The sequence below is a fragment of the Microbacterium sp. HMH0099 genome, from assembly GCF_049384025.1.
Classification (GTDB): domain Bacteria; phylum Actinomycetota; class Actinomycetes; order Actinomycetales; family Microbacteriaceae; genus Microbacterium.
Genome location: NZ_JBMRJR010000003.1, coordinates 269472 through 292578 on the forward strand (window position 1 = coordinate 269472; position 23107 = coordinate 292578).

The 23107-nt window shown below is 70.5% G+C and carries 20 protein-coding genes; 14 read left to right on the forward strand and 6 right to left on the reverse strand.

Features of this window, described 5'->3' with window-relative positions; genetic code table 11:
• Window positions 1–50: 50 nt before the first annotated feature.
• Entirely contained in the window at window positions 51–977 is a 927-nt protein-coding gene (locus ACO03V_RS08475; protein WP_423137277.1) for a proteasome assembly chaperone family protein, read from the reverse strand.
• An 85-nt stretch (window positions 978–1062) separates the two neighbouring features.
• On the opposite strand from ACO03V_RS08475, the gene ACO03V_RS08480 reads away from it, so the two are divergent.
• The 3 genes from ACO03V_RS08480 to sucB are packed head-to-tail and all read left to right on the forward strand — an operon-like array spanning window position 1063 to window position 5702.
• A complete protein-coding gene (locus tag ACO03V_RS08480) occupies window positions 1063–2529 on the forward strand; it encodes a leucyl aminopeptidase (RefSeq protein WP_423137278.1) in 1467 nt (488 codons plus the stop codon).
• Window positions 2526–3899: a dihydrolipoyl dehydrogenase gene (lpdA, locus tag ACO03V_RS08485; protein ID WP_423137279.1), complete on the forward strand. Its 1374-nt coding sequence runs from the start codon at window positions 2526–2528 to the stop codon at window positions 3897–3899. Before ACO03V_RS08480 ends, lpdA begins: the two co-directional genes overlap by 4 nt.
• A 54-nt stretch (window positions 3900–3953) precedes the next feature.
• A complete protein-coding gene (gene sucB, locus ACO03V_RS08490) occupies window positions 3954–5702 on the forward strand; it encodes a 2-oxoglutarate dehydrogenase, E2 component, dihydrolipoamide succinyltransferase (RefSeq protein WP_423137280.1) in 1749 nt (582 codons plus the stop codon).
• A gap of 17 nt (window positions 5703–5719) precedes the next feature.
• Here sucB and ACO03V_RS08495 read toward each other — a convergent pair whose 3' ends face one another.
• Window positions 5720–6754 carry a hypothetical protein gene (locus ACO03V_RS08495; RefSeq protein WP_423137281.1) on the reverse strand — a complete coding sequence of 345 codons (1035 nt, stop codon included), beginning with the start codon at window positions 6752–6754 and terminating at the stop codon, window positions 5720–5722.
• 124 nt (window positions 6755–6878) lie between these two features.
• Between ACO03V_RS08495 and ACO03V_RS08500 the strand changes: the two genes are divergently transcribed.
• On the forward strand, window positions 6879–7589 hold the full coding sequence (locus tag ACO03V_RS08500; protein WP_423137282.1) for a DUF4191 domain-containing protein: 711 nt from the start codon (window positions 6879–6881) through the stop codon (window positions 7587–7589).
• Window positions 7590–7780: 191 nt separating this feature from the next.
• On the opposite strand, the gene ACO03V_RS08505 is transcribed toward ACO03V_RS08500, so the two are convergent.
• Complete coding sequence (locus ACO03V_RS08505; protein ID WP_367726920.1) at window positions 7781–8176, reverse strand: RDD family protein; 396 nt, start codon at window positions 8174–8176, stop codon at window positions 7781–7783.
• Between the two features lie 130 nt (window positions 8177–8306).
• Between ACO03V_RS08505 and glnA (ACO03V_RS08510) the strand changes: the two genes are divergently transcribed.
• The 7 genes from glnA (ACO03V_RS08510) (at window position 8307) to ACO03V_RS08540 (ending at window position 16367) form a co-directional block, all read left to right on the forward strand.
• Complete coding sequence (gene glnA / locus ACO03V_RS08510) at window positions 8307–9731, forward strand: type I glutamate--ammonia ligase (RefSeq protein WP_367726921.1); 1425 nt, start codon at window positions 8307–8309, stop codon at window positions 9729–9731.
• Window positions 9732–9831: 100 nt separating this feature from the next.
• A complete protein-coding gene (locus ACO03V_RS08515) occupies window positions 9832–10146 on the forward strand; it encodes a DUF2277 domain-containing protein (RefSeq protein ID WP_367726922.1) in 315 nt (104 codons plus the stop codon).
• 19 nt (window positions 10147–10165) lie between these two features.
• Entirely contained in the window at window positions 10166–11119 is a 954-nt protein-coding gene (locus ACO03V_RS08520) for a squalene cyclase (protein WP_423137283.1), read from the forward strand.
• 282 nt (window positions 11120–11401) lie between these two features.
• Window positions 11402–11767, forward strand: a complete 366-nt coding sequence (locus ACO03V_RS08525) for a hypothetical protein (protein WP_367726925.1) — start codon at window positions 11402–11404, stop codon at window positions 11765–11767.
• Window positions 11768–11769: 2 nt separating this feature from the next.
• Window positions 11770–13728 (forward strand): alpha/beta hydrolase, encoded by a 1959-nt coding sequence (locus tag ACO03V_RS08530; RefSeq protein ID WP_423137284.1) that lies wholly within the window; start codon window positions 11770–11772, stop codon window positions 13726–13728.
• Window positions 13729–13823: 95 nt separating this feature from the next.
• Window positions 13824–14387: a hypothetical protein gene (locus ACO03V_RS08535; protein WP_387054743.1), complete on the forward strand. Its 564-nt coding sequence runs from the start codon at window positions 13824–13826 to the stop codon at window positions 14385–14387.
• 282 nt (window positions 14388–14669) lie between these two features.
• Window positions 14670–16367, forward strand: coding sequence for a long-chain-fatty-acid--CoA ligase (locus ACO03V_RS08540; RefSeq protein WP_423137285.1), 1698 nt, complete (start codon window positions 14670–14672; stop codon window positions 16365–16367).
• Between the two features lie 158 nt (window positions 16368–16525).
• Here the strand turns inward: ACO03V_RS08540 and ACO03V_RS08545 are convergent, their stop codons facing one another.
• From ACO03V_RS08545 to ACO03V_RS08555, 3 genes are read right to left on the reverse strand one after another with little or no spacing between them, the layout of a single operon-like run.
• The gene (locus ACO03V_RS08545) at window positions 16526–19516 is read right to left on the reverse strand and encodes a bifunctional [glutamine synthetase] adenylyltransferase/[glutamine synthetase]-adenylyl-L-tyrosine phosphorylase (protein ID WP_423137286.1); all 2991 of its coding nucleotides are present in this window, start codon (window positions 19514–19516) and stop codon (window positions 16526–16528) included.
• A gap of 25 nt (window positions 19517–19541) precedes the next feature.
• Window positions 19542–20882 (reverse strand): type I glutamate--ammonia ligase, encoded by a 1341-nt coding sequence (gene glnA, locus ACO03V_RS08550; RefSeq protein ID WP_367726929.1) that lies wholly within the window; start codon window positions 20880–20882, stop codon window positions 19542–19544.
• Between the two features lie 24 nt (window positions 20883–20906).
• Window positions 20907–21116 carry an SPOR domain-containing protein gene (locus tag ACO03V_RS08555; protein ID WP_367726930.1) on the reverse strand — a complete coding sequence of 70 codons (210 nt, stop codon included), beginning with the start codon at window positions 21114–21116 and terminating at the stop codon, window positions 20907–20909.
• Between the two features lie 96 nt (window positions 21117–21212).
• Between ACO03V_RS08555 and ppgK the strand changes: the two genes are divergently transcribed.
• From ppgK to ACO03V_RS08570, 3 genes are all read left to right on the forward strand, one after another.
• Window positions 21213–21998: a polyphosphate--glucose phosphotransferase gene (gene ppgK / locus ACO03V_RS08560; RefSeq protein WP_423137287.1), complete on the forward strand. Its 786-nt coding sequence runs from the start codon at window positions 21213–21215 to the stop codon at window positions 21996–21998.
• A gap of 72 nt (window positions 21999–22070) precedes the next feature.
• Window positions 22071–22937 carry a hypothetical protein gene (locus ACO03V_RS08565; RefSeq protein WP_423137288.1) on the forward strand — a complete coding sequence of 289 codons (867 nt, stop codon included), beginning with the start codon at window positions 22071–22073 and terminating at the stop codon, window positions 22935–22937.
• Window positions 22934–23101 carry a hypothetical protein gene (locus ACO03V_RS08570; protein ID WP_367726933.1) on the forward strand — a complete coding sequence of 56 codons (168 nt, stop codon included), beginning with the start codon at window positions 22934–22936 and terminating at the stop codon, window positions 23099–23101. Before ACO03V_RS08565 ends, ACO03V_RS08570 begins: the two co-directional genes overlap by 4 nt.
• Window positions 23102–23107: the final 6 nt, after the last annotated feature.

Consider the following 23107-nt stretch of genomic DNA (forward strand, 5'->3'; position numbering starts at 1 on the left):
GAATTCCCGGAGGCCGCCTCCCGGCGCTCCGCCTGCGCTTCGGTGCCGCGTCAGCCGAGTCGGCCGCGGCGATCGTCGTCGCCGGGACGCGAAGCGAGGAAGCGTTCCAGCTCCGCCGCGAGCTCGTCGGCGCTGGGCAGGTCGCCCGTGTGGATGATGGGCGTCGCGTGCGTGGAACCGGCCATGTAGGAGTCGTACCGCTCCTCGAGGCCCTGCAGCATGCGGGTCAGCTCCTCGCTGTTCTCCACCTGCTCCCCGACCTTCTCCAGGAACTCGCGGTTCTCCTCGCGGAGGACGTCGCCGGCGAAGACCAGCCCCGTGGCGACGGTCAGGCTGTCCAGCGCCGCGAGGGCGGCGGCCGGGTACTCCGTGTCGCCCAGATAGTGAGGCACCAGGAGCGCGAATCCGGCGATCCTGGCCCCCGCCTCGGCGAAGCGGTACTCCAGGAGATGCCCGGCGGTCGCGGGGATCTGCGTGCGCGGACGCCAGATGGAGTGCGCCTCGGCGAGGTCGGCGCGCGTGCCGCTCACCGTCGTGCCGATCGGCCGCGTGTGCGGGACCGGCATGGGGATGGCGTGCACCCACGTCACCGAGGACACCTGCAGTCCCGCGCTCAGCTCGAGCACGGTCTCGGCGAACGCCTCCCAGAGGAAGTCGGGCTCGTACCCGGCCAGGAGGAGGAACGGGTGGCCGAGCGTGTCGTGGGCGAGGGAGAGCTCGAGACGCGGCGGACGGAAGTCGGTGAGGTGGTCCTCGTCGAAGCTGATGAGCGGCCGACGGGCACGGTAGTCGAGCAGGACGTCGTTGTCGAAGACGTAGAGCGCGTTGGGGTCGAGGTCGTCGCGGAAGTACTCGACCAGGCGCGTCACCGCTCCCCCGGCGTCGGTGAAGCCGGTCAGGGCGACGACGAGCGGAAGGCCCGAGGGCACCGGCGGCGCGGCGGGGGCGCGATCGTACAGCGGTGCGGAATACGGCATGTCCCCACTCTACGAGCCGCTTCCGTCAGGCGGACCCGGTGCGTCCCGCTGCTAGCGAACAGGGGCCGAACCTAGGATGGAGGGCATGCCGTTCCCCTCCGTGGCGCACACCAGCGCTCCCCTCATCGAGTCCGACGCGGATGCCCTGCTCCTCCTGATCGACAAGAACGACGAGCGGGGACCGGACCCCGACGGGTGGGACGGGCTCTTCGCCGCCCTCTCCGCCGTCGGATTCACCGGTGCCGCGGGCTCGTTCCAGCGCGTGCACGTGCCGGGCGTGTCGACCCCGGTGGCGGTCGCCGGCGCGGGCGCGTCCCCGGATGCCGCCGCCCTGCGCGACGCGGCGGGGACCGGCCTGCGCCTGCTGACCGGCTTCCCCCACGTCGCCGTCCAGTCCCTCGTCGACGCCCCGTGGCGACCGGTCGCCGAGGGCGCCGCGCTCGGCGGCTATCGCTTCGCCGGCTACAAGGCGGACGGCCCCAAGCAGCGCGCGGAGCGCGTGACCGTGCACACCGGCGAGGCCCCGAGCGAGGCGGACGTCGCGGCGGTCGCCGCGGTGTCGGGTGCTGTCGCCCTGGTCAAGGACCTCGTGACCACCCCGGCCGAGTGGCTGGGGCCGGCCGACTTCGCCGCCGCCGCCACCGAGGCCGTCGCCGGCCTCCCGGTCGAGGTCGAGGTGCTCGACGAGGCGGCCCTGCGCGACGGCGGGTACGGCGGCATCCTCGGCGTCGGTCAGGGTTCCGACCGACCGCCGCGCATGGTGCGCCTGGACTACGCCCCGGCGGGCGCCGAGCGTCACGTCGCCCTCGTCGGCAAGGGCATCACCTTCGACACCGGCGGACTGTCGCTCAAGCCCGCGGCATCCATGGTCGGGATGAAGTACGACATGTGCGGCGCCGCCACCGTCCTGGCCGTGGTGAAGGCGGCCGCGGAGATGCAGCTGCCGGTGCACGTCACCGCGTGGCTCTGCATCGCCGACAACATGCCCTCGGGACGCGCCATCCGTCCCGGCGACGTGCTGCGCACGCTGGACGGCACGACCGTGGAGGTGCTCAACACCGACGCCGAGGGACGTCTGGTCCTCGCCGACGGCCTCGCTGCGGCGAGCCGGCAGCACCCGGACCTCATCGTCGACGTCGCGACCCTCACCGGCGCGATCACCGTCGCGCTCGGCACCCGCCACACGGGCGTCATGGGCGGCGACGAGGCGGTGGCCGAGTACCTCGCCGCCTCCGGCTCCGCCGGGGAGCTCGCGTGGCAGCTGCCGCTGCCCGCCCACATGGTCGACGACCTCGACTCCCCCATCGCCGACCTGCAGAACGCCAAGATCGGCGACCCGGCCGGCGGCTCGCTGTTCGCCGGACTCTTCCTGCGCCACTTCGTCGGGCGCGTGTCCGAGGACGCGGACGCCCCGCGCATCCCGTGGGTGCACCTCGACATCGCCGGCGTGGGGATGAACAAGGCGGCGCCCTTCGGGTACACCGACAAGGGCGTCACGGGCGCGACCGTCCGCACGCTGGTCGAGCTGCTCGCGGCGGGCGCGGCGCGATGACCGAGCACCGCGCCGACGTCGTCGTCCTCGGGGGCGGCAGCGGCGGGTACGCGGCGGCTCTCCGGCTCGCCGAGCTCGGCAAGGACGTCGTCCTCGTCGAGAAGGACAAGCTGGGCGGGACCTGCCTGCACCGCGGGTGCATCCCCACCAAGGCGCTGCTCCACGCCGGCGAGGTCGCCGACGCGGCACGCGGGGCCGCCGACATCGGCGTGCACGCGAGCTTCGACGGCATCGACATCGCCAAGGTCCGCGCTTATCGCGAGGGGATCGTCGCGAAGAAGTTCAAAGGCCTCGAAGGACTGATCTCGACCCGCGGCATCCGTGTCGTCACCGGAGAGGGCACGCTCGAGGCGGGCCCCGCGGTCCGCGTCGGCGAGGACCTCTACCGCGGGACGGACGTCATCCTGGCGACCGGCTCCCACAGCCGCAGTCTCCCGGGTCTCGAGATCGGCGGCCGTGTGCTCACGAGTGAGCAGGCCCTCGACCTCGACGAGGTCCCGGACCGCGTCGTCGTGCTCGGCGGGGGCGTCATCGGGGTCGAGTTCGCGAGCGTATGGCGGTCGTTCGGCGTCGACGTCACCATCGTCGAGGCCCTGCCCCACCTGCTGCCCGCGGAGGACGTGTCGTCGAGCAAGGCGCTCGAACGCGCGTTCCGCAAGCGCGGCATCTCCTTCCAGCTCGGCCGCCGCTTCGCGTCCCTCACGCAGACCGACGCGGATGTCACGGTGCAGCTCGACGACGGCTCGGCCGTGACCGCGGACTACGTGCTCGTCGCCGTCGGGCGCGGACCGTCGACGTCCGGACTGGGCTACGAGGAGGCCGGAGTCGTCCTCGAGCGGGGCTTCGTGCGGACGGACGACCGTCTGCGGACGGCGGCCCCGCACGTCTGGGCCGTCGGCGACATCGTCCCCGGGCTCCAGCTCGCGCACCGCGGCTTCCAGCAGGGCATCTTCGTGGCCGAGGAGATCGCCGGGCTCGCGCCCGTCGTCGTCTCCGACGTCGACGTGCCGCGTGTGGCGTACTCCCACCCCGAGGTCGCCTCGGTCGGGCTCACGGAGGCGCAGGCCGTCGAACGCCACGGAGCCGAGGCCGTCAAGGCGTACGAGTACAACCTCGCGGGCAACGGCCGCAGCGAGATCCTGGGCACGTCGGGCATCGTCAAGATCGTCCGCCGCGTCGACGGCCCCGTCCTCGGGGCCCATCTCGTCGGCGATCGCGTCGGCGAGCTCATCTCGGAGGCCCAGCTCGCCGTCGGCTGGGAGGCGCACCCCGAGGACATCGCACCGTTCGTCCACGCGCACCCCACACAGAGCGAGGCGCTCGGCGAAGCCTTCCTGGCGCTGGCCGGCAAGCCGCTGCACGCACTCTGATCCCCAACCCGTCACTAAGCTAGTTACCGCATCCGGTACGAAGGAGACATACCCATGAGCACTTCCGTCGTCCTCCCCGCTCTCGGCGAGAGCGTGACCGAGGGAACGGTCACCCGCTGGCTCAAGCAGGTCGGTGACACCGTCCAGGAGGACGAGGGTCTGCTGGAGATCTCGACCGACAAGGTCGATACCGAGATCCCCTCGCCCGTCTCGGGCGTGATCGAGGAGATCCTGGTCCAGGAGGACGAGACCGTCGAGGTCGGCGCCGTCCTCGCCAAGATCGGTGACGGCTCGGGCGCCGCGTCCTCGGACGACGCCCCGCAGAGCGCGCCCGCCCAGCAGGAGGCCGCCCCGGCCGAGGAGCCCGCCGCCCCCGCGGAGGCCGCCCCCGCCGAGCAGCCCGCCGCCGAGCAGCCGGCCCCGGCGCCGTCCGGCTCGGACTCGGGCGACTCCACCGAGGTGAAGCTCCCCGAGCTGGGCGAGAGCGTCACCGAGGGCACCGTCACCCGCTGGCTGAAGTCGGTCGGCGACGACGTCGCCGTCGACGAGCCGCTCCTGGAGATCTCGACCGACAAGGTCGACACCGAGATCCCGTCGCCGGTCGCCGGCACGCTGCAGGAGATCCTCGTCCAGGAGGACGAGACCGTCGAGGTCGGTGCAGCGCTCGCCCGCATCGGCAGCGGCGCCCCGGCCGCGTCCGAGGCCCCCGCCCCCGCCCCCGAGCAGCCCAAGGCCGAGGGGCCGACGGCCGAGGAGCCCGCGCCCGCGCCGGAGAAGCCGGCGGAGCAGCCCGCGCCCGCCGCCGAGAAGCCCGCCCCCCAGCCCGCGCCCGCCGCCGAGAAGCCCGCCGCCCAGCCCGCTCCCGCCGCGTCATCCAACGACGAGGTCACCTACGTCACCCCGCTCGTGCGCCGTCTCGCGCAGCAGCAGGGCGTCGACCTCGCCTCCGTCACCGGCACCGGTGTCGGCGGACGCATCCGCAAGGAGGACGTGCTGAAGGCCGCCGAGGCCGCGAAGTCCGCTCCCGCCGCCGAGTCGGCTCCGGCTCCCGCCGCTGCAGCCTCGTCCGCACCGGTCGAGGTCTCGCCGCTGCGCGGGACGACGCAGAAGATGTCGCGTCTGCGCAAGGTCATCGCCGAGCGCGCCGTGGCGTCGATGCAGGCCACCGCTCAGCTGACGACGGTCGTGGAGGTCGACGTCACCAAGCTGTCGGCGCTGCGCGACCGTGTGAAGGGCGACTTCCAGCAGAAGACCGGCGACAAGCTGTCCTTCCTGCCGTTCTTCGCGATCGCCGCCGTCGAGGCGCTCAAGACCTACCCGATCATCAACTCGACGGTGAAGGGCGACGAGATCGTCTACCCCTCGAGCGAGAACATCTCGATCGCGGTCGACACCGAGCGCGGTCTGCTGACGCCGGTGGTCAAGGAGGCCGGCGACAAGAACATCGCGCAGCTCGCTCGCGAGATCGCCGACCTGGCCGCGCGCACTCGTGACAACAAGCTGAAGCCGGACGAGCTCGCGGGCGGCACCTTCACGCTGACCAACACCGGTTCGCGTGGGGCGCTGTTCGACACCCCGATCGTCTTCCTGCCGCAGTCGGCCATCCTCGGTCTCGGCGCGGTCGTGAAGAAGCCCGGCGTGGTCTCGGTCGACGGCAAGGACGCGTTCGCGGTGCGCTCGTACGTGTACCTGGCTCTGTCGTACGACCACCGCATCATCGACGGTGCCGACGCCGCCCGCTTCCTCGGCGCGGTGAAGACTCGCCTCGAGGCGGCGCAGTTCGAGGGCGACCTGGGTATCTGACCCCGCCCCAGACCGGCTCATGATGGCTGGTCCGTGATCGCTCCGGCGGCGCGGACCAGCCATCTGTCGTTCACGCGGACGAGCGTGACGTACTGTCGTCGCCCAGACACCTCGAGGCGCAGCACCACGAGTCCACCGAAGTCGTCGACGAGCGCCATGCTCGCGCCGGCCGGCGGCAGCAGCTCCGGCTCGTCCGGGGACGGTGGGGCCTCGCGCAGCGGGGCGAGGCAGACGGTGTCGGACCCGCAGGCTCCCGCTGCCTCGACGACTCGCCGTATCCCGTTCGGGACGCCGTCCGGGGACACGTCCGGAGCGGCCGACGGGCCGAGGTCCGCCACGGCATCGTCCTCGTCCTCATCCTCCATGGGCCGGTCGGCGACGCTCCCGCCCGTCACGCCCGGCGTCGCGCCCCCGCCATCGCCCGGCCCCGCGACGGCCGTGACGCCGACGGCCACCACGGCCGCGAGGACAGCCGCAGCCGCCCACAGGACGACACGACGCCGCGAGGATGCCGGCGCCCGACGGCGCCATCGCCTGCGTGCGTCCCGGAGGGCCGCGGCGACGGCTGTCCGAAGGTCGGCGTCCACGAGTGCCAGCAGTCCCGTCGACCCGCCCGCGTCCTCCTCGGGCTCGTCGGCGATGACCGGGCGCAGAGGACCGAGAACGAGTGGGCGCGGCTCCCCCAGATGGAACACCCGCTCCTCTGCAGCTGACGCCGCGGCGGTCGACGGTCGCTCCAACACCCGGCGGACCTCGGCGACCACCGCGTCGATGTCCGGCGGCGCCAAACGCCGCAGACCGTCGACGGTCCGCAGGATCGCGGGGGGCTGCGCCGGCGGACACGGAACGGGTCGTCCTTCTCTGGTCAGTCCCCAGACGGCATCCCGACCCGCCGTCCCGGCGCCCCGGAGAAACGGGACGAGCAGGGTGACGACCTCTCCGGTCGACATCGCGATGCCGCTGCGTCGACGGCGCTCGAGGTAGTCGTCGAGGAGTTCGACGCACTCGGATGACTCCCCGGGCGGGGAGCTGAGGGGCGGCACGGTCGTCACGGGACGATGGTGACCGGAACGGCGGGGACGCCGTGGGGCCGAACGTGCGATCCGTGGACGGGGACAATCATCCGACCACTGGGGAGGAGCGGTGACCACGCCGCGCGAAGATAGAATCGACCCCATGGCCGCGCGCACTTCGACCCCCGAGAAGCGACCGGGATTTTTCTCCCAGCTTCGGACCCTGTACACCTTCACGCAGAAGGAGTACCGCTGGCTCCCCTTCCTGCTGGCCGGCATCGTGCTGGTGAGCATCGGCATCGGCGTGCTGGTCGGCTTCCTCATCCCCCCGGCCGCGATCTGGGGGATCCTCCTGTGGGGCTTCACGGGCCTGCTCGCCGGTGTGCTGGCGTCGATGATCACCATGACGCGGCTGTCGACGAAGGCCATGTACAAGAAGATCGACGGCATGCCCGGGGCGACCGGTCACGTGCTGTCGTCCTCCCTCGGGCGTCACTGGCAGGCCTCCGAGACGCCCATCGGCGTGAACCCGCGGACGCAGGAGGCCCTTTACCGGGCCATCGGTCGTGGGGGCGTGGTCCTCATCGGCGAGGGCTCGCAGTCCCGGCTGACCCGTCTGGTCGGTGAGGAGCGCTCACGCGTGCAGCGCGTCGCCGCCGGCGTGCCCGTCACCGTCCTCTACGTCGGGCACGGCGACGACCAGGTGCAGATCAAGGACCTCGCCTCGACCATCAAGGCGCTGCCGAAGAAGGTCGACCGGGCCACGATGGCGGCCGTCATCAAGCGCGTCTCGTCGGTGTCGCAGGGCCTGTCCTCGCTCCCGATCCCGAGGGGCGTCGACCCCACCAAGATGCGGGCGCCGCGCCCCCGCTGAGTCTTCACAGAAGCCCCCGCCGCGGCGGGGGCTTCGTCGTTCGTGCGAGCCGTGGCATCCCGTGGTCCCGAGATCACGTGATCTCGCCGAGGACACGCTGACGACGACCGGAACGTGGCTCTCCGCGAGGCCAGGGCGACACGCACCCGGACCCCGACGGAGCCGTCCGAGACACGGACGGTCGCGCCGGGTCAGGAACGGACGAGGATCGTGCCCGCCGCCTTGTCGTGGAGTCCGCGCTGGTCGGCGTCCCAGATCACCGCCGGGATGACGACGATGAGCAGGAGTGTGCGGACGACGGGGCGCCACAGGCCCGCCCACGCGCCGTCGAGCCGCTGCAGGCGCAGACCGAACAGACGATGCCCGGGGCTCCCCTGGAGAGTCGGGAGGAAGACGATCTGGATGGCGGCGAAGATCACGAGGATCGCCAGGCTGTCCCAGCCGAAGAAGCCGGAGATCAGATACGCCGCGCCGTAGTCGACGAACAGTGCTCCGACACGGCGGCCCGGACGGGCCACGGAGCCGCGTCCCTCGCGGGGCAGGCCGAGTCGTTGACCCGGGTAATCGTTGGCGGGAGCGGCACTCACGTGATCAGCGTAATCGCCGCCGCGTAACATGCCCGAAACATGCGGGACTTCGCCGAGCAACTGGTTCTGGATAGGGTCGTGGAGGCTGGCCACGCCGGTCGATCCCGAATGTTCTACCTCTGGAGTCTTCATGTTCAAAGATTCGTCCGAGGTGCTCAAGTTCATCCAGGACGAGGACGTCAAGTTCCTCGACATCCGTTTCACGGACCTCCCGGGTGTGCAGCAGCACTTCAACATCCCCGCCTCGACTGTCGACGAGGAGTTCTTCACCGTCGGGCAGCTGTTCGACGGCTCGTCGATCCGCGGGTTCGCGAACATCCACGAGTCGGACATGCAGCTCATCCCCGACGTGACGACGGCGTACCTGGATCAGTTCCGCGAGGCCAAGACCCTCGTCATGATCTTCGACATCTACAACCCGCGCAACGGCGAGATCTACTCGAAGGACCCGCGTCAGGTCGCCAAGAAGGCGGAGAAGTACCTCGCCTCGACCGGTATCGCCGACACCGCTTTCTTCGCCCCCGAGGCGGAGTTCTACATCTTCGACGACGTCCGCTTCGAGGTGAAGCAGAACTCGAGCTTCTACTCGGTGGACTCCGAGGAGGGCGCGTGGAACACGGGCCGCGCGGAAGAGGGCGGCAACCTCGCCAACAAGACCCCGTACAAGGGCGGCTACTTCCCCGTCTCGCCGGTCGACAAGACCGCCGACCTCCGCGACGACATCACCCTCAAGCTGATCGAGGCCGGCTTCGTACTTGAGCGCTCGCACCACGAGGTGGGCACGGGCGGCCAGCAGGAGATCAACTACCGCTTCGACACCATGGTGCACGCGGCCGACGACATCCTGAAGTTCAAGTACATCGTCAAGAACACGGCCGAGGAGTGGGGCAAGGTCGCGACCTTCATGCCCAAGCCGCTCTTCGGTGACAACGGCTCGGGTATGCACACCCACCAGTCGCTGTGGAACGACGGCAAGCCGCTGTTCTACGACGAGACCGGCTACGGCGGGCTCTCCGACATCGCGCGCTGGTACATCGGTGGCCTGCTGGCCCACGCGCCCGCCGTCCTCGCCTTCACCAACCCGACGCTGAACAGCTACCACCGCCTGGTGAAGGGCTTCGAGGCGCCGGTCAACCTGGTGTACTCGGCCGGTAACCGCTCGGCGGCCATCCGCATCCCGATCACGGGTTCCAACCCCAAGGCCAAGCGCATCGAGTTCCGCGCCCCCGACGCCTCGGGCAACCCGTACCTCGCGTTCGCTGCGCAGCTCATGGCCGGCCTCGACGGCATCAAGAACCGCATCGAGCCGCACGAGCCCGTCGACAAGGACCTCTACGAGCTCCCCGCCGAAGAGGCCAAGAACATCCCGCAGGTTCCGAACTCGCTGCTGGACTCGCTCGAGGCCCTGCGCGCCGACCACGAGTTCCTCCTCGCCGGTGGCGTCTTCACGCAGGAGCTCATCGACACCTGGATCGAGTACAAGATCGAGAACGAGATCCAGCCGATCGCCCAGCGCCCGCACCCCTTCGAGTACGAGCTGTACTTCGGGGTCTGAGAACGGCTGACCCGACGCCCGTCCCGCCTTCCGCGGGGCGGGCGTCGTGCTGTGCGGGGGTGCTCTTCCGAATGTCCCCGGCCCGCCCTACCCTGTCCGCATGTGCCGGAACATCGTCCCCCTCCACAACTTCACGCCGCCGGCGACCGATGCCGAGTGCCACGACGCCGCCCTGCAGTTCGTCCGCAAGATCGTCGGCACGACGACGCCGTCGCGCGCCAATCAGGACGTCTTCGATCGCGCGGTGAGCGAGATCGAGGCATCCCTCCGTCACTTGCTCGACGACCTCGTCACATCGGCGCCGCCGAAGATCCGGGAGGTCGAGGCGGCCAAACGGCAGGCGCGGTCGGCGGAGCGCTACGAGGCGATCCGGGTGTTCCAGGAGCAGAAGCGGGCGGCGCGCAGCGCGTCGTGACCCGACGACGGAGACGGACATGACCGACGACGAGGTCCTTGCCTGGCTGCGCGAGAGCGACCCCAGCCTGCGGTGGAAGGTGGAACGCGATCTCCTCGACGCGCCCCCGGCGACCTGGGAGGCCACCCGCGCCCTCGTCGCACGTGAGGGATACGGTGCGCGTCTGCTCGCCCTCCAGGACGAGGACGGGCTCTGGGCGGGCGGTGCCTACTTCCCCGCCGACGCGAGCCGCGAGGAACCGGGCCAGCCGTGGACCGCGACGACCTGGTCCCTGAACACGCTGAGGGAATGGGGAGTGGATGCCACTGCCCTCCGGCCCGGGACTGCGGCGCTGCTCGACCGGAACGCACGGTGGGAGTACGAAGACCTCCCGTACTGGGGCGGCGAGGTGGACGTGTGCATCAACGCCTTCACCCTCGCGAACGGCGCCTGGCTCGGGGCCGACGTCGATGGCATCCGGAACTGGTTCGTGGAGCACCGGCTCGCCGACGGGGGCTGGAACTGCGAGTGGGTGGAGGGCTCGACGCGGTCGTCCTTCGCGTCGACGCTGAACGCGGTGATCCACATTTTGGACGACGAGCGACGCACCGGCGGGACTCCCGAGCTGCGGGCCGCCCGGCACGCGGGCGAGGAGTACATCCTCGAGCGACGCGTGCGGCATCGGCTGTCGACGGACGAGGTGCTGCCGTCGGTGGACCGGTTCGGCTACCCGTTCCGCTGGCGGTACACCGCGCTGCGGGTGCTCGATCACTTCCGCGCGGCGTCGGAGGCCGACGGAACGCCACCGGACCCCCGCCTTGCCGAGGCCGTCGAGGTCGTGCGGAACGCGCGCGACGCCGACGGCACCTGGCATCAGCAGGACCCTCCGGTGGGTCGCGAGTGGTTCCCGGTGGACGTCCCGGCCGGCCTGCCCTCCCCATGGCTGACGTTCTTCGCGCTGCGCGTCCTCCGGTGGTGGTCGACCGCGACATGAGGGACTGACGTGGCGGGGTCCTCGGCGATGGATGCCGGGGGCTGAGTCCCGCCGCGGGGTCCTGCGACCGGTGCGCATTCGGATGTGCGATGCGGATTCGGATCGTTCGCGGCGATCCGTCCGATTCCGGCGCCGAGATCCGATTCCGGCGCCCCCTACGAGGAGCCCTCGAGCAGCTCCGTGTGCATGCGGCCCGGGTGAATTCGACGTCGTCCGCGGGCTAAATGCCGCCTCCCGACCTCCCCCGCACGGCATCGTGGTCGCGTTGTTGGGAGGACCACTGTGAGCCACTATCGAGTCGACCCGGACCGCGTCATCGGGGTGCTGGCGGGTGTCGATGACGCCGGGGCGGAGATGGCGCCGGCGATCTCGGGAATGACGGATGCCGCCCTGGACGGGGAGGGTCTGGTCGTCGACGGCCGCCGCACCCTCCTTGCCGGGTGGTGGGCGTTCCTGGAGGAACGTCGATCCGTCCCGGGTCGGCTCGCTCGTGTGGTGGCCGCCGCCGCATCGGCGGTGAGTGCGGCCACCGTCGCGATCGTCACCGGCGACGTCGACATGGGGGTCAGTGCAGCGGAGGCCGAGACGCGGGCTCTGACGGAGTGGCGATTCGCCTTGCCCGAGGGCCTCGGAGCGAGCGCACGATGAGGGTGCCCCGCGTCGATGACCTGCCCCGGGTGGTCGAGGAGGCGGTTCTGAGCGATCTCGGTGCGCGGCTGGAGCTCATTGCCGGGCAGACGTCACGGTCGATGGCGGACGTGGAGGAACGCTGGCGGGGGCTCGGCGAACACGACGTCTTCGACGTCGCGGGGACGGAGGAGGTCGGCTCTCTCCTCGCGTCTCCCGCACGGGATGCCGGCTTCTTCGCCGATGCGCTCCGGACGGCCCGCGACGCGCTCTCGCAGGCGGAGACGGAGGACCTCGCCCCACTCCGGAAACGTCGGGCCGAGCTGGAGGCTTGTATCCCGACGGTCGTCGCGGAGTACGAGACCGCGGCCGACGGGTCGATGAGAGCGGAGGCCGAGTACCGGTCTGCTCAGCGAACGGAGGCCGGTGTGCACGTCCTCGAAACGACGACGTGGGCGCGAGTGGCAGCACATCAGGTGCTGCAGTCCGCCGAGGAAGCGCTCGACGATCTGCGCCGCGACGTCCAGCAGTTCGAAGAGGACGTGGAGGAGGCGGAGGACCGTCTGTCGTCGCGTCTGCGCGGCATCGCCGGCGGCACGACCGTGCACGACGGCGCCGGGAGCGAGGTCCGCGTCTCGCAAGACTTCTGGGGCTTCGTCGAGCGCGCCTATCCCGGCGCCCCGGCAGCCGCGACCACGTCCCGCACGCTCTCGGAGCAGTTGACGCACGTGCTCGGCCGTTCGACGGAGCGCCGCATCGAGTGGCTGTCCAAGACGGACCCAAGGGATGCCACCACGTGGCTCAAGGATCATCCCGACTTCCTTCAGTCCATCGCCTTCGTCGACGCCGGGCGCGCGGCGCGACTGTTCGCGGAGATGGCCGCGGCGTCCTCGGCGGCGGAGGACGGTGAATGGAACACGGGCCCGCTGGGTCAGCTCATGACCGTGGCGCCGCTCGCGGTGGGGAACTTGAACGGGATTCCGACGGCGCAGAGGAACCTGTTCAATCAGAAGGGACTCTCACGGATGCTGGCCCAAGACGACCTCGACGACGGGACACGGTCACAGCTTGGCGAAGTGCAGTCCAGGCTGCGTCAGCCCCTCGACGATGACACAATGCCATCACTTCTGAGTCTCTTCCCCGACGCAGACGGATCTCCACGTGCCAACCTTGCGTATGGCGACATCGACGGAGCCACACAGGTGACGACGATCACGCACGGGCTCTCGACTAACCTGCGATCGCTGCCCGACTGGTTTTCAACCGGCGCTGACCTCTACTCCACTCTTTCGAACGAACTGGATCGCACGGACCATATCTCCGATGTGGCGCTCGTCCTGGTGATGGACTGGGATTCGGGCGACCTCCCCACGGTGTGGGGGATAGACGGTCCGGATGCGGGGGCTGCTCGTCTGTCCGAGACATGGAAGGGGATACGGCAGCTGAACCCCGGTGCGCAGCTGAACGCCGCCGGCTACTCGCTTGGGACGACGATGACCACCCAAGCTGTGGCGGACAATCCAGGTCTCGTCTCGCATGTGTGGCTCTTCGGATCGGCAGGCATCACCCCGCAGACAGGTGAATCGTTGGCAGAGCAGATCGACGCCGGTCGGACCGCGGTCTCAGTTACTCACGCCGACGCCGATGGCATCGCCGAGTGGGGCCGCAAGTCGTGGCTGGGTAGTCGTCACAGCGAAGACCCCCGCGAAGTCGACGGCGTGCACGTTTTCGGCTCAGACGGCGGGTGGGTGCCGGGGTTCGGTTCTCCTGAGGGCGAGTACGGCGAAGCGACCGACGGCCACAACGCGCGAGAAAGCGCTGGCGACGAGGTCGTGGGATGGGGCGCGGGACCTGACGGAACCTTATATCCCGAGTTCCACCGGATGGAGAAAACGGGCTACCTCGACCCCTGGGCGGAGTCATTCAAACACCTGGTCAACGAAATGCGGGAAGCCTACGACGAAGTGGGGGGGCTTCGGTGATGCGGAACGGACGGTGCATCCGTCTGCTTCTCACCGTCACTTGCCTGCTCACAACGACCGTCTTGACCGGATGTGGAGGTCCGAATGTGTCCCCTGTGAAGCCCCCAGCCGACGATGCGACATTCGCCGAAGCCAAGGCCGTCAACGCCGAGTTCAAACGCACCGTCGCCGAGGTGCAGGAGCAGATCTACGACGGTGATTGGCGTGTCTGGGAGTACGGCGATGTCCCCCTGACATGCGGGCAGAACGGCTACGACTTCTTCCTCCGGCGAAAGCTCCCCCTCGACTTCTCGTTCCACGAACGGGGACCGCAGCGAATGACGGAGCTGCACACCTGGCTGCAGGAGGACGGATGGTATGTAGAGCCCATCAAGACGTACAGCCCCGGTATCGACAACATCGTCATCGTGGGCTCGAAGAAGGAAGGCCGCGTCGCCCGACTCGATATCGACTTCGTGCCCGGAGTCGCCGCGGAGGGCACGATCGACGTCCTGGAGATACGAGCCACCTCGACATGCGCGCCGGGCAACGCGTATCCGTTGCTCGACCGGCTCCGCGGACCTTACACAGGCAGGCCCGAAGACCCCGGCCTCCCCTCACTGGAAAGCCCGCACGACACCCCCCTCTTCGAGCCGTTCGACCAGAAGCACACCCAGTGACCGCCGACTCGCTCAAGCGAGTGGGCCTCCCCCCGCTGGAACGCCCCCGCGACACGCCCCTCTTCGAGCCGTTCGACCAGAAGCCCCCGCACCCGAAACCCGCAGATTCGGACGAGTGACACGGAATCGGAGCAGATCGCGTAGGCGGTCCGAATCCGGCACCGTCCTCCGATTCCGGCGCCGCCGCCCAACACGGGAAGCACGAAAGCGGTGAGAAGTTCGCGGCATCCCTCCAGGTCAAGGTCCACCGGCGGATCCGCGGGCCACGGGAGGATGGATGCCATGCCCACCTCCCCCTACGCATCGCGTCCGTGGCTGAGCTCCTACGCCGAGGGTGTCCCGCACGAGATCGACGAACCGTCGCAGACCCTCCCCGAGATGCTGGCCGCGAGCGTCCGCGTCCACGGCAAGCGCCCCGCCCTCGAGTTCTTCGGGGCCACGCTCACCTACCGGGAGCTCGGCGATCAGGTCGACCGCGCCGCCGAAGGCCTCCGGCGGCTGGGCGTCCGCGCGGGTGACCGCGTCGCGCTCGTCCTGCCGAACTCGCCGCAGCACGTGATCGCGTTCTACGCCGCGCTGCGGCTCGGCGCCATCGTCATCGAACACAACCCGATCTACACGCCGCGGGAGCTGCGGCATCAGTTCGAGGACCACGGCGCGCGCTTCGCCGTCGTCTGGGACAAGATCGCCGACACGGTGGCCGGATTCCCGCCCGACCTCGCGCTGGAGCACATCATCAGCGTCGACATCACGGCCGCGTTCCCGCTCGGAAAGCGCCTCGCGCTCAAGCTCCCGATCCCCAAGGCGCGGGCGGCGCGCGCGCAGCTGACCGCGACGCCCCGGTCCAAGCGCGTCCGACGCTGGGAGACGCTGCTCACCCACGGGCATCTCCCGCGCAAGGTCGAGGGACCGTCGCTCGGCGACATCGCCCTGCTGCAGTACACCAGCGGGACGACCGGGTCGCCGAAGGGTGCCATCCTCACCCACCGCAACCTGCGTGCCAACGCGATGCAGGGTCGCGCGTGGGTGCCCGGGCTGCGGGACGGCGAGGAGACCTTCTACGGCGTCCTCCCCCTGTTCCACGCCTACGGCCTCACCCTCAACCTCACCTTCGCGATGAGCATCGGCGCCAAGCTCGTGCTCTTCCCGAAATGGGACCTCGAGCTGGTGGCATCCGCCGTCAAGAAGAGCCCGCCGACGTTCCTGCCGGCCGTCCCGCCCATCTACGACCAGCTCGCACGCGCCGCCTCGCGCGGATCGATCGACCTGTCGACCATCCGGTTCGCCATCTCGGGAGCGATGAGCCTGCCCGTGCCGACCGTCATTCGCTGGGAGGACGCGACCGGCGGTCTGCTCGTCGAGGGCTACGGCATGACCGAGTCGTCCCCCGTCGCGCTCGGCAACCCGATCGGCCCGTCGCGCCGGCCCGGCACGGTGGGCGTGCCGTTCCCCAGCACGGAGATCCGCGTCGTCGACCCGGAGGACCCCGAGCGCGACCTCGAGGCCGGCGAGACGGGCGAGCTGCTGCTGCGCGGGCCGCAGGTGTTCCAGGGGTACTGGAACCGTCCCGCCGACTCCGCTGCGACGCTCATCGACGGGGGCTGGCTCCGCACCGGTGACATCGCCTCCGTCTCCCCCGACGGCTTCGTGTCGATCGTCGACCGCCTGAAGGAGATCATCATCACCGGCGGCTTCAACGTGTCGCCGAGCGAGGTGGAGGACGTGCTCTCGTCCCACCCCGACGTCGCCGGCGCGGCCGTCGTCGCACTCACCCGCCCGCGCGGCGGCGAGGAGGTCGCGGCCGCCATCGTCGTCCGGGAGGGGACGGACGTGGATGCCGAGGCGATCAAGGAATTCTGCCGATCGCGCCTCGCCCCGTACAAGGTCCCGCGCCGCGTGTTCGTCGTCGACGACCTGCCCCGGTCCCTCATCGGCAAGGTCCTCCGCCGCGAGGTGCGCGAACGACTGATGAAGCTCTGACCCGCAGGGGCGCTCTCGCGAGGCGGCCGCGGCTCACGTCCCGCCGTGACGCCCGGAAGAGACTCGCCGGGGCCACTCACGCGCATCGACCGTGACGCCCGGAACAGCCCCGAGCCCGGGGCGCCCGCGCAACGATCGCGCGCGCGCCCCCGCTCGACTCACCCGTAGAAGAGCTTCTCGAACACCCGGCGGGAGCGCCGCGTCGCGCCGAGGTAGTCCTCTTCGACGCGCGTCGCCGATCGCGGCGGGTATTCCAGGATGCGGCCGATGCCGTCGAGCTTGGCCCGGTCCGCCGGCAGGACGTCGCTGGTCTGTCCCGACAGCAGCGTGTTCGCCGACCGCAGGCGGCTGGCGAGGTGCCAGGCCGCGGCCAGCCGCTCCCCCGCCTCGGACGGAATGATGCCGGCGTCGACCGCCGCGGACAGAGCCCCCAGCGTCGAGGTCGTCCGCATGCCGGGAACCGCACGGGCGTGCTGCAGCTGCAGGATCTGCACGAGCCACTCGACGTCGCTGATCGACCCCGGGCCGAGCTTCAGGTGACGCGCCGGGTCAGCGCCCTGCGGCAGCCGCTCGTTCTCGACGCGCGCCTTGATCCGTTTGATCTCGCGCAGTCCGTTGGCATCCGCCTTCACTGGATACCGCACCTCGTCGGCGAGGGCCAGGAACGCGTCGATGAGCTTGACGCTCCCGGCCACCCCCCGGGCTCGCAGGAGCGCCTGCGCCTCCCACGACAGCGACCAGCGCCGGTAGTACTCGGCGTACGCCTCAAGGGAGCGGGCGAGCGGGCCGCTGCGCCCCTCCGGCCGCAGCTCCGCGTCGAGCTCGAGCGGGAGCCGGTGATCCTCCGAGTGCTCGCGCAGCCCCGCGACGATCTTCAACGCGAGCCGGCTGGCCCGCTGCGGATCCACGCCGTTCGCCCGGTAGACGTACATCACATCGGCATCCGATCCGAATCCGATCTCGCGCCCGCCGAAGCGGCCCATCGCGATGACCGAGAAGTCGAGGTCGTCGTCCTCGGGGGGAACGACCGCGCGGCGCACCGCGCGAAGCGTGGCCTGGATCGTGACCTCGGTGATGGTCGTCAAGGCATCCGCCAGCTCTTCGAGGGAGACCACCTCGAGCACCGCCGCCATCGCGACCCGGAGCATCTCGCGTCGGCGCAGCGCCCGCACCGAGCGCATCGCGTCGTCGATGTCGGCCCACCGTGTCTGGATCGCCCGCGCCTCCTCCTGCAGGGCGACCCCCGTGCGAGGACGCAGCAGCGCGTCGTCGTCGAGCCAGGCCACGGACTCGGGGATCCACTCCATCAGCTCGCCGATGTACCGCGAGCCGGAGAGCACGCGCGTCAGGCTCTCGGCGGCGCCGGCGGAGTCGCGCAGCATCCGGAGGAACCAGGGCGTACTACCGAGACGCTCGCTGATCCGGCGGAACACGAGCAGCCCGTAGTCGGGGTCGACCCCGTCGGCGAACCACCGGATCATGATCGGCATCAGGTGGCGCTGGATGGTGGCCTTGCGGCTGAGTCCGGTCGTCAGCGCGGCGATGTGCCGCAACGCCCCCGCCGGGTCGCGGAAGCCGATGGCCGCGAGTCGGTCGCGTGCCTGCGCGGTCGACAGCGTCCGCTCCCCCTCGGGCAAGGCGGCCACCGCCGACAGCAGCGGACGGTAGAACAGACGCACGTGGATGTCGCGCACCTCGCGCTTGATGGCCTCCCACGCCGCCTGGACCCCGGCCGCGGTGTCCGAGAGGCGCGAGGCGCGCGCGAGAATCCGCAGGTCGTCGTCCTTCTCCGGCAAGAGGGCGGTGCGGCGCAGCCCGCGCAGCTGCAGCCGGTGCTCGAGCAGGCGGAGCAGACGGTAGTCCCGGCCGAACGCCTCCGCCTCGGTCCTCCCGATGTACCCCTCGGCGACGAGCGCGTCGAGGGCATCGAGGGTGCCGCGTTGGCGGATCCGCTCGTCGGTCAGTCCGTGAACGAGCTGCAGCAGCTGCACGGTGAACTCGACATCCCGGATGCCGCCCGGCCCGAGCTTCAGCTGGCGGTTGACCTCCGCGGCGGGGATGTTGTCCGTCACGCGCTCGCGCATCCGCTGGACGCCCTCGACGAAGTTCTCGCGTCCCGCGCTGTGCCACACGAGCGGCTGGACCGCCGCGACGTACTCCTCGCCGAGGGCCGCGTCGCCCGCGATGGCCCGCGCCTTCAGCAGCGCCTGGAATTCCCAGCTCTTGGCCCAGCGGTCGTAGTACTGCAGGTGCGAGCCGAGGCTGCGCACGAGCGCGCCCTGCTTGCCCTCCGGGCGGAGGTTCGGGTCGACCTCCCACAGCGGCGGCTCGATCTCCGGCCCGGAGATCCCGCGCATGGTCTGCACCGCGAGGCGGGTGGCGATGTCGAGGGCGCGCGCCTCCGACACCGTGTCCTCGTCCGCGGTCCCCCCGACGAAGATGACGTCGACGTCGCTGACGTAGTTGAGCTCGCGGGCCCCCGCCTTCCCCATCGCGATGATGGCGAACCGTGTCGCCGCGACCTGCGCGCGCGGGAACGCCGCCGGGCCTGTCCCCGAGATGCGCGTCCGGGCGACGCTGAGGGATGCCTCGAGCGCGGCGCCGGCGAGATCGGCCAGCGCCGACGCGACGATCGGCACCACGTCGGCCGGCTCCGGCTGACCGAGGTCGAACGCCGCGATCCGGGCCAGCAGACGGCGATAGCGGATGCGCAGGGCCACCCAGGCGGCATCCGTCCCGTCCTCGGCGAAGCCGTCGACGTCGCCGACCGCGGCGAGCAGCTCGGCGCGCATGGTCTGCTCGTCGGGCACGGTCAGCCCGGCACCGCTCAGGAGCGCCAGCTCGTCGGGATGCCGGAGGTAGAACTCCGCGAAGCCGTCGGACGCGCCCGTGAGGTCCCAGAGCGCACGCCACGCACCGGCGTCCGCCGCGGCGGCGCGCACGGCGTCGGGATCACGCCGGGCGACCTGCACGATCGCCGACAGGGCGTGATCGGGACTCGGCACGCGCTGCGCGAGCGCGGTCGCCTCGTCGCGGCCGGTGCCGACGAGCCCCTCGAGCTCGTCGAGCATCGCGTCTGCCTCGGCCAGGCGGGAGAACCCCGTGCGGGCCAGAGCCGTGAGCGACATGGATCGATCGCCCGAGATCATCGGTCCTCCCCGGAGAGGGCGCCGGTCAGAGCGCCTCGAGGTTGCTCGCGAGCTCGAACGGCGTCACCTGCGCACGGTACTGGTGCCATTCGCGACGCTTGTTGAGCAGCACGTACTTGAACACCTGCTCGCCGAGGGTTTCGGCGACGAGCTCGGACTCCTCCAGGTACTCGAGCGCGTGGTCGAGGCTCGACGGCAGCGGCGCGTACCCGAGCGCCCGACGCTCGACGTCCGAGAGCGACCACACGTTGTCCTCAGCCTCGGCGGGGAGCTCGTACTCCTCCTCGATGCCCTTCAGGCCGGCGGCCAGCATGAGCGCGTAGGAAAGGTAGGGGTTGGCCGCGGAGTCCAGCGCCCGGTACTCAACGCGGGTCGACTGGCCCTTGTTGGGCTTGTAGAGCGGGACGCGGACGAGCGCGGAGCGGTTGTTGTGACCCCAGCAGATGAAGCTGGGCGCCTCGTCGCCGCCCCAGAGGCGCTTGTACGAGTTGACGAACTGGTTCGTGACGGCGGAGATCTCGTTGGCGTGCCGCAGCAGGCCGGCGATGAAGTGACGGCCGACCTTGGAGAGCTGGTACTGCCCGCCCTCCTCGTAGAAGGCGTTCATGTCGCCCTCGAAGAGCGACAGGTGCGTGTGCATGCCGCTGCCGGGCTGACCGCTGATCGGCTTGGGCATGAAGGTGGCGTACACGCCCTGCTCGATCGCGACCTCCTTCACGACGGTGCGGAAGGTCATGATGTTGTCGGCCGTGGTGAGCGCATCGGCGTACCGCAGGTCGATCTCGTTCTGCCCCGGACCGCCCTCGTGGTGGCTGAATTCCACCGAGATGCCCAGGTCCTCCAGCATGCGCACGGAGCGGCGGCGGAAGTCGTGGGCGGTCCCGCCGGGGACGTTGTCGAAGTACCCGGCCGAGTCCACCGGCTGCGGGCGTCCGTCGGCGCCGAGCTGCGACGACTTCAGGAGGTAGAACTCGATCTCGGGGTGCGTGTAGAAGGTGAAGCCGGCGTCGGCCGCCTTGGCCAGCGTGCGCTTCAGCACGTGGCGCGGGTCGGCGACCGCGGGCTGGCCGTCGGGAGTGGTGATGTCGCAGAACATGCGCGCGGTCGGGTCGATCTCGCCGCGCCAGGGCAGGATCTGGAACGTCGTAGGGTCCGGGTGCGCGAGGAGGTCGGACTCGTACGACCGCGTCAGCCCCTCGATGGCGGACCCGTCGAAGCCGAGACCCTCGGAGAAGGCCCCCTCGACCTCGGCCGGCGCGATGGCCACCGACTTGAGCGTGCCCACCACGTCGGTGAACCACAGGCGTACGAACTTGACGCCGCGTTCCTCGATCGTCCGCAAGACGAAATCGCGCTGCTTGTCCATCAGATCCCCTCGTCGTCTCGTCGCTCAGCGACCGGCGCCGTCGGCGCCCCAGTCGGCCTCGCGCGCGTCGTCTTCATCCCATTTGGCCGACCGTGCGCGCAGAATCTCGGGTGCACGCGCGGCTTCCTCGGCGCTGTCGAACGGGCCGGCGCGATCAGCCATGGGAGATTCGAGGCCTTCCTCGACCTGACCGGTCTGGAGGTTGTACCAGTACTTCCGCGTGCCGTCGCTCACGATGTCTCCTCCAGGATCTCGCGCCCCGGCGCAGATGCGTCGGGCCCTCCCCCGATCCTACTGATCGCGACCCCGCGGCTGGATAGGCTGGAGGGCATGGCAACGAATGCGTCCCGCGCGATCGGGGTGGACATCGGCGGCACCGGCATCAAGGCCGGCATCGTGGATCTGGAGGCCGGCGAGCTGGTGAGCGACCGCATCAAGGTCGCCACGCCCGCCGGCGCAGAGCCCGCGGACGTGCTGACGGCGGTGCATCAGGTGATCGAGCGCCTCGAGGCCCCCGCGGACATGCCGCTGGGCGTCGCCTTCCCGGCCATCGTCAAGGGCGGCCGCACGCTGTCCGCGGCGAACGTCTCGGCGACCTGGGTCGGTTTCGAGGCCGAGCAGTTCTTCGAGGACGGTCTGTCGCGTGGCATCCATTTCGCCAACGACGCGGACGTCGCGGGCATCGCAGAGGTGCGGTACGGCGCGGCCAAGGACGTCGAGGGCCTCGTGATCCTCACGACGCTCGGCACGGGGATCGGCTCGGCCATGATCTACGACGGCGTTCTCGTCCCGAACAGCGAGTTGGGACATCTGCAGCGCGCGGGTCACAAGAAGGATGCTGAGCACTTCGCCGCGTACTCCGCGATGGAACGCGAGGAACTGTCGTGGGAGAAGTGGGCGAAGCGCCTGCAGTGGTACTACGACTACGTCGAGTTTCTGTTCAGCCCCGACCTCATCGTCGTCGGCGGCGGTGTATCGAAGCACTCCGAGAACTTCCTCCCGCTGCTGAAGCTCCGCGCGCCGATCGTGCCCGCGAAGCACCGCAACAACGCCGGCATCATCGGGGCGGCCTCGCTCGCGGTGCCGGTTCCGGAGGCCCTCCCCGCCGTCAAGTGACGTTCCCGTCGCACTGACGAGAGGCGCGCGCCGTCGGGCGGCGTGTCGGAGGGGTGTGGCAGTCTCGATCCCGTGACCGCCCAGGACCCCTCGGAGACGCCGCGCCTCGACGCGTCCATCGTCAGGCTCCGTGTCGTCGTGGTCGCCAGCACGGTCGTCGCGGCGGTGGCCGGCTATCTCGGGTGGGCGGACGACACCGACCCCGCTCCCGCCGTCGCGGCCGCCGTCGCCGCCTCCGTCGCGGCGGTCGGGGCCTTCGTCGTCTGGTACCTCGAGGAGCGGCGCAAGCGCGCTCTGCAGTCCGCGCGGACGACGGTGGCGGAGCTGCTCCGCGCCGAGAAGATCCGCATCCTCACGATGACCAACGGCGCCTTCCTCCCGACGCTGTCGGCGCTCCAGGACCTCGCCGCGATGCGCCCCGGCGAGCGGGCCGTCGAGATCAGCGGCTTCCGTCAGGCCGTGGTGGAGCGCGCGTGCGACCTCGTCAAGAACGAGAGCCCGCGAGCGGCGTACTTCCGCGTGCAGGACCTGTCGGCGCGGCGCCGGGTGATGAGTCCGCGCCCGTACATCTCGCAGCGGGCCCGCGTGGACGAGTTCACCTCGCAGTTCGTCGAGGGCGCCGACGAGGAGCCGGGCGTGTGGGAGCTCATCGACCACGCCGAGCACGCCATCCTCCGCGAGGACGTCCGGCCGCCCGGCAAGGTCTACCGCTCGTACATCTCCGCGCCCGTCCGCTGCGGGGGGATCGCCTTCGGCATGCTCACCTTGAATGTCCTGGATGCCGGCGGCCTCTCCACCGAGGACCGGGACTTCCTGCTCGTGCTCGCGCGTGTGCTGGCCGTCGCGGAGGCGCTGACGCTCCTCGAGAAAGAGCGCGAGGCGTCCGTCCGGATGTCGCTCATCCGTTCTAGAATCGGGTCAGAAGGGGGTAACGCATGAGCACTGCCGTGTCGGTCTCGGGCCGGTCCAGCTTCGTGAACGCAGAGATGGCCAAGGCGCACGCCGAGGCGATCCGATCGGTGGATGCCGAGCGCTCGCAGCCCCCGCACATCCGCGCCGCTCGTGCGCGTGCCCTTCTTCGCTGGCTGGACAAGACCGACTGACGTCGC

Coding starts and splice junctions, on each gene's coding strand:
- ACO03V_RS08540 (WP_423137285.1), top strand. CDS start 14,670: ATGCCCACCTCCCCCTACGCATCGCGTCCGTGGCTGAGCTCCTACGCC.
- glnA (WP_367726921.1), top strand. CDS start 8,307: ATGTTCAAAGATTCGTCCGAGGTGCTCAAGTTCATCCAGGACGAGGAC.
- sucB (WP_423137280.1), top strand. CDS start 3,954: ATGAGCACTTCCGTCGTCCTCCCCGCTCTCGGCGAGAGCGTGACCGAG.
- ACO03V_RS08515 (WP_367726922.1), top strand. CDS start 9,832: ATGTGCCGGAACATCGTCCCCCTCCACAACTTCACGCCGCCGGCGACC.
- glnA (WP_367726929.1), bottom strand. CDS start 20,882: ATGGACAAGCAGCGCGATTTCGTCTTGCGGACGATCGAGGAACGCGGC.
- ppgK (WP_423137287.1), top strand. CDS start 21,213: ATGGCAACGAATGCGTCCCGCGCGATCGGGGTGGACATCGGCGGCACC.
- lpdA (WP_423137279.1), top strand. CDS start 2,526: ATGACCGAGCACCGCGCCGACGTCGTCGTCCTCGGGGGCGGCAGCGGC.
- ACO03V_RS08520 (WP_423137283.1), top strand. CDS start 10,166: ATGACCGACGACGAGGTCCTTGCCTGGCTGCGCGAGAGCGACCCCAGC.
- ACO03V_RS08500 (WP_423137282.1), top strand. CDS start 6,879: ATGGCCGCGCGCACTTCGACCCCCGAGAAGCGACCGGGATTTTTCTCC.
- ACO03V_RS08475 (WP_423137277.1), bottom strand. CDS start 977: ATGCCGTATTCCGCACCGCTGTACGATCGCGCCCCCGCCGCGCCGCCG.
- ACO03V_RS08570 (WP_367726933.1), top strand. CDS start 22,934: ATGAGCACTGCCGTGTCGGTCTCGGGCCGGTCCAGCTTCGTGAACGCA.
- ACO03V_RS08545 (WP_423137286.1), bottom strand. CDS start 19,516: ATGATCTCGGGCGATCGATCCATGTCGCTCACGGCTCTGGCCCGCACG.
- ACO03V_RS08480 (WP_423137278.1), top strand. CDS start 1,063: ATGCCGTTCCCCTCCGTGGCGCACACCAGCGCTCCCCTCATCGAGTCC.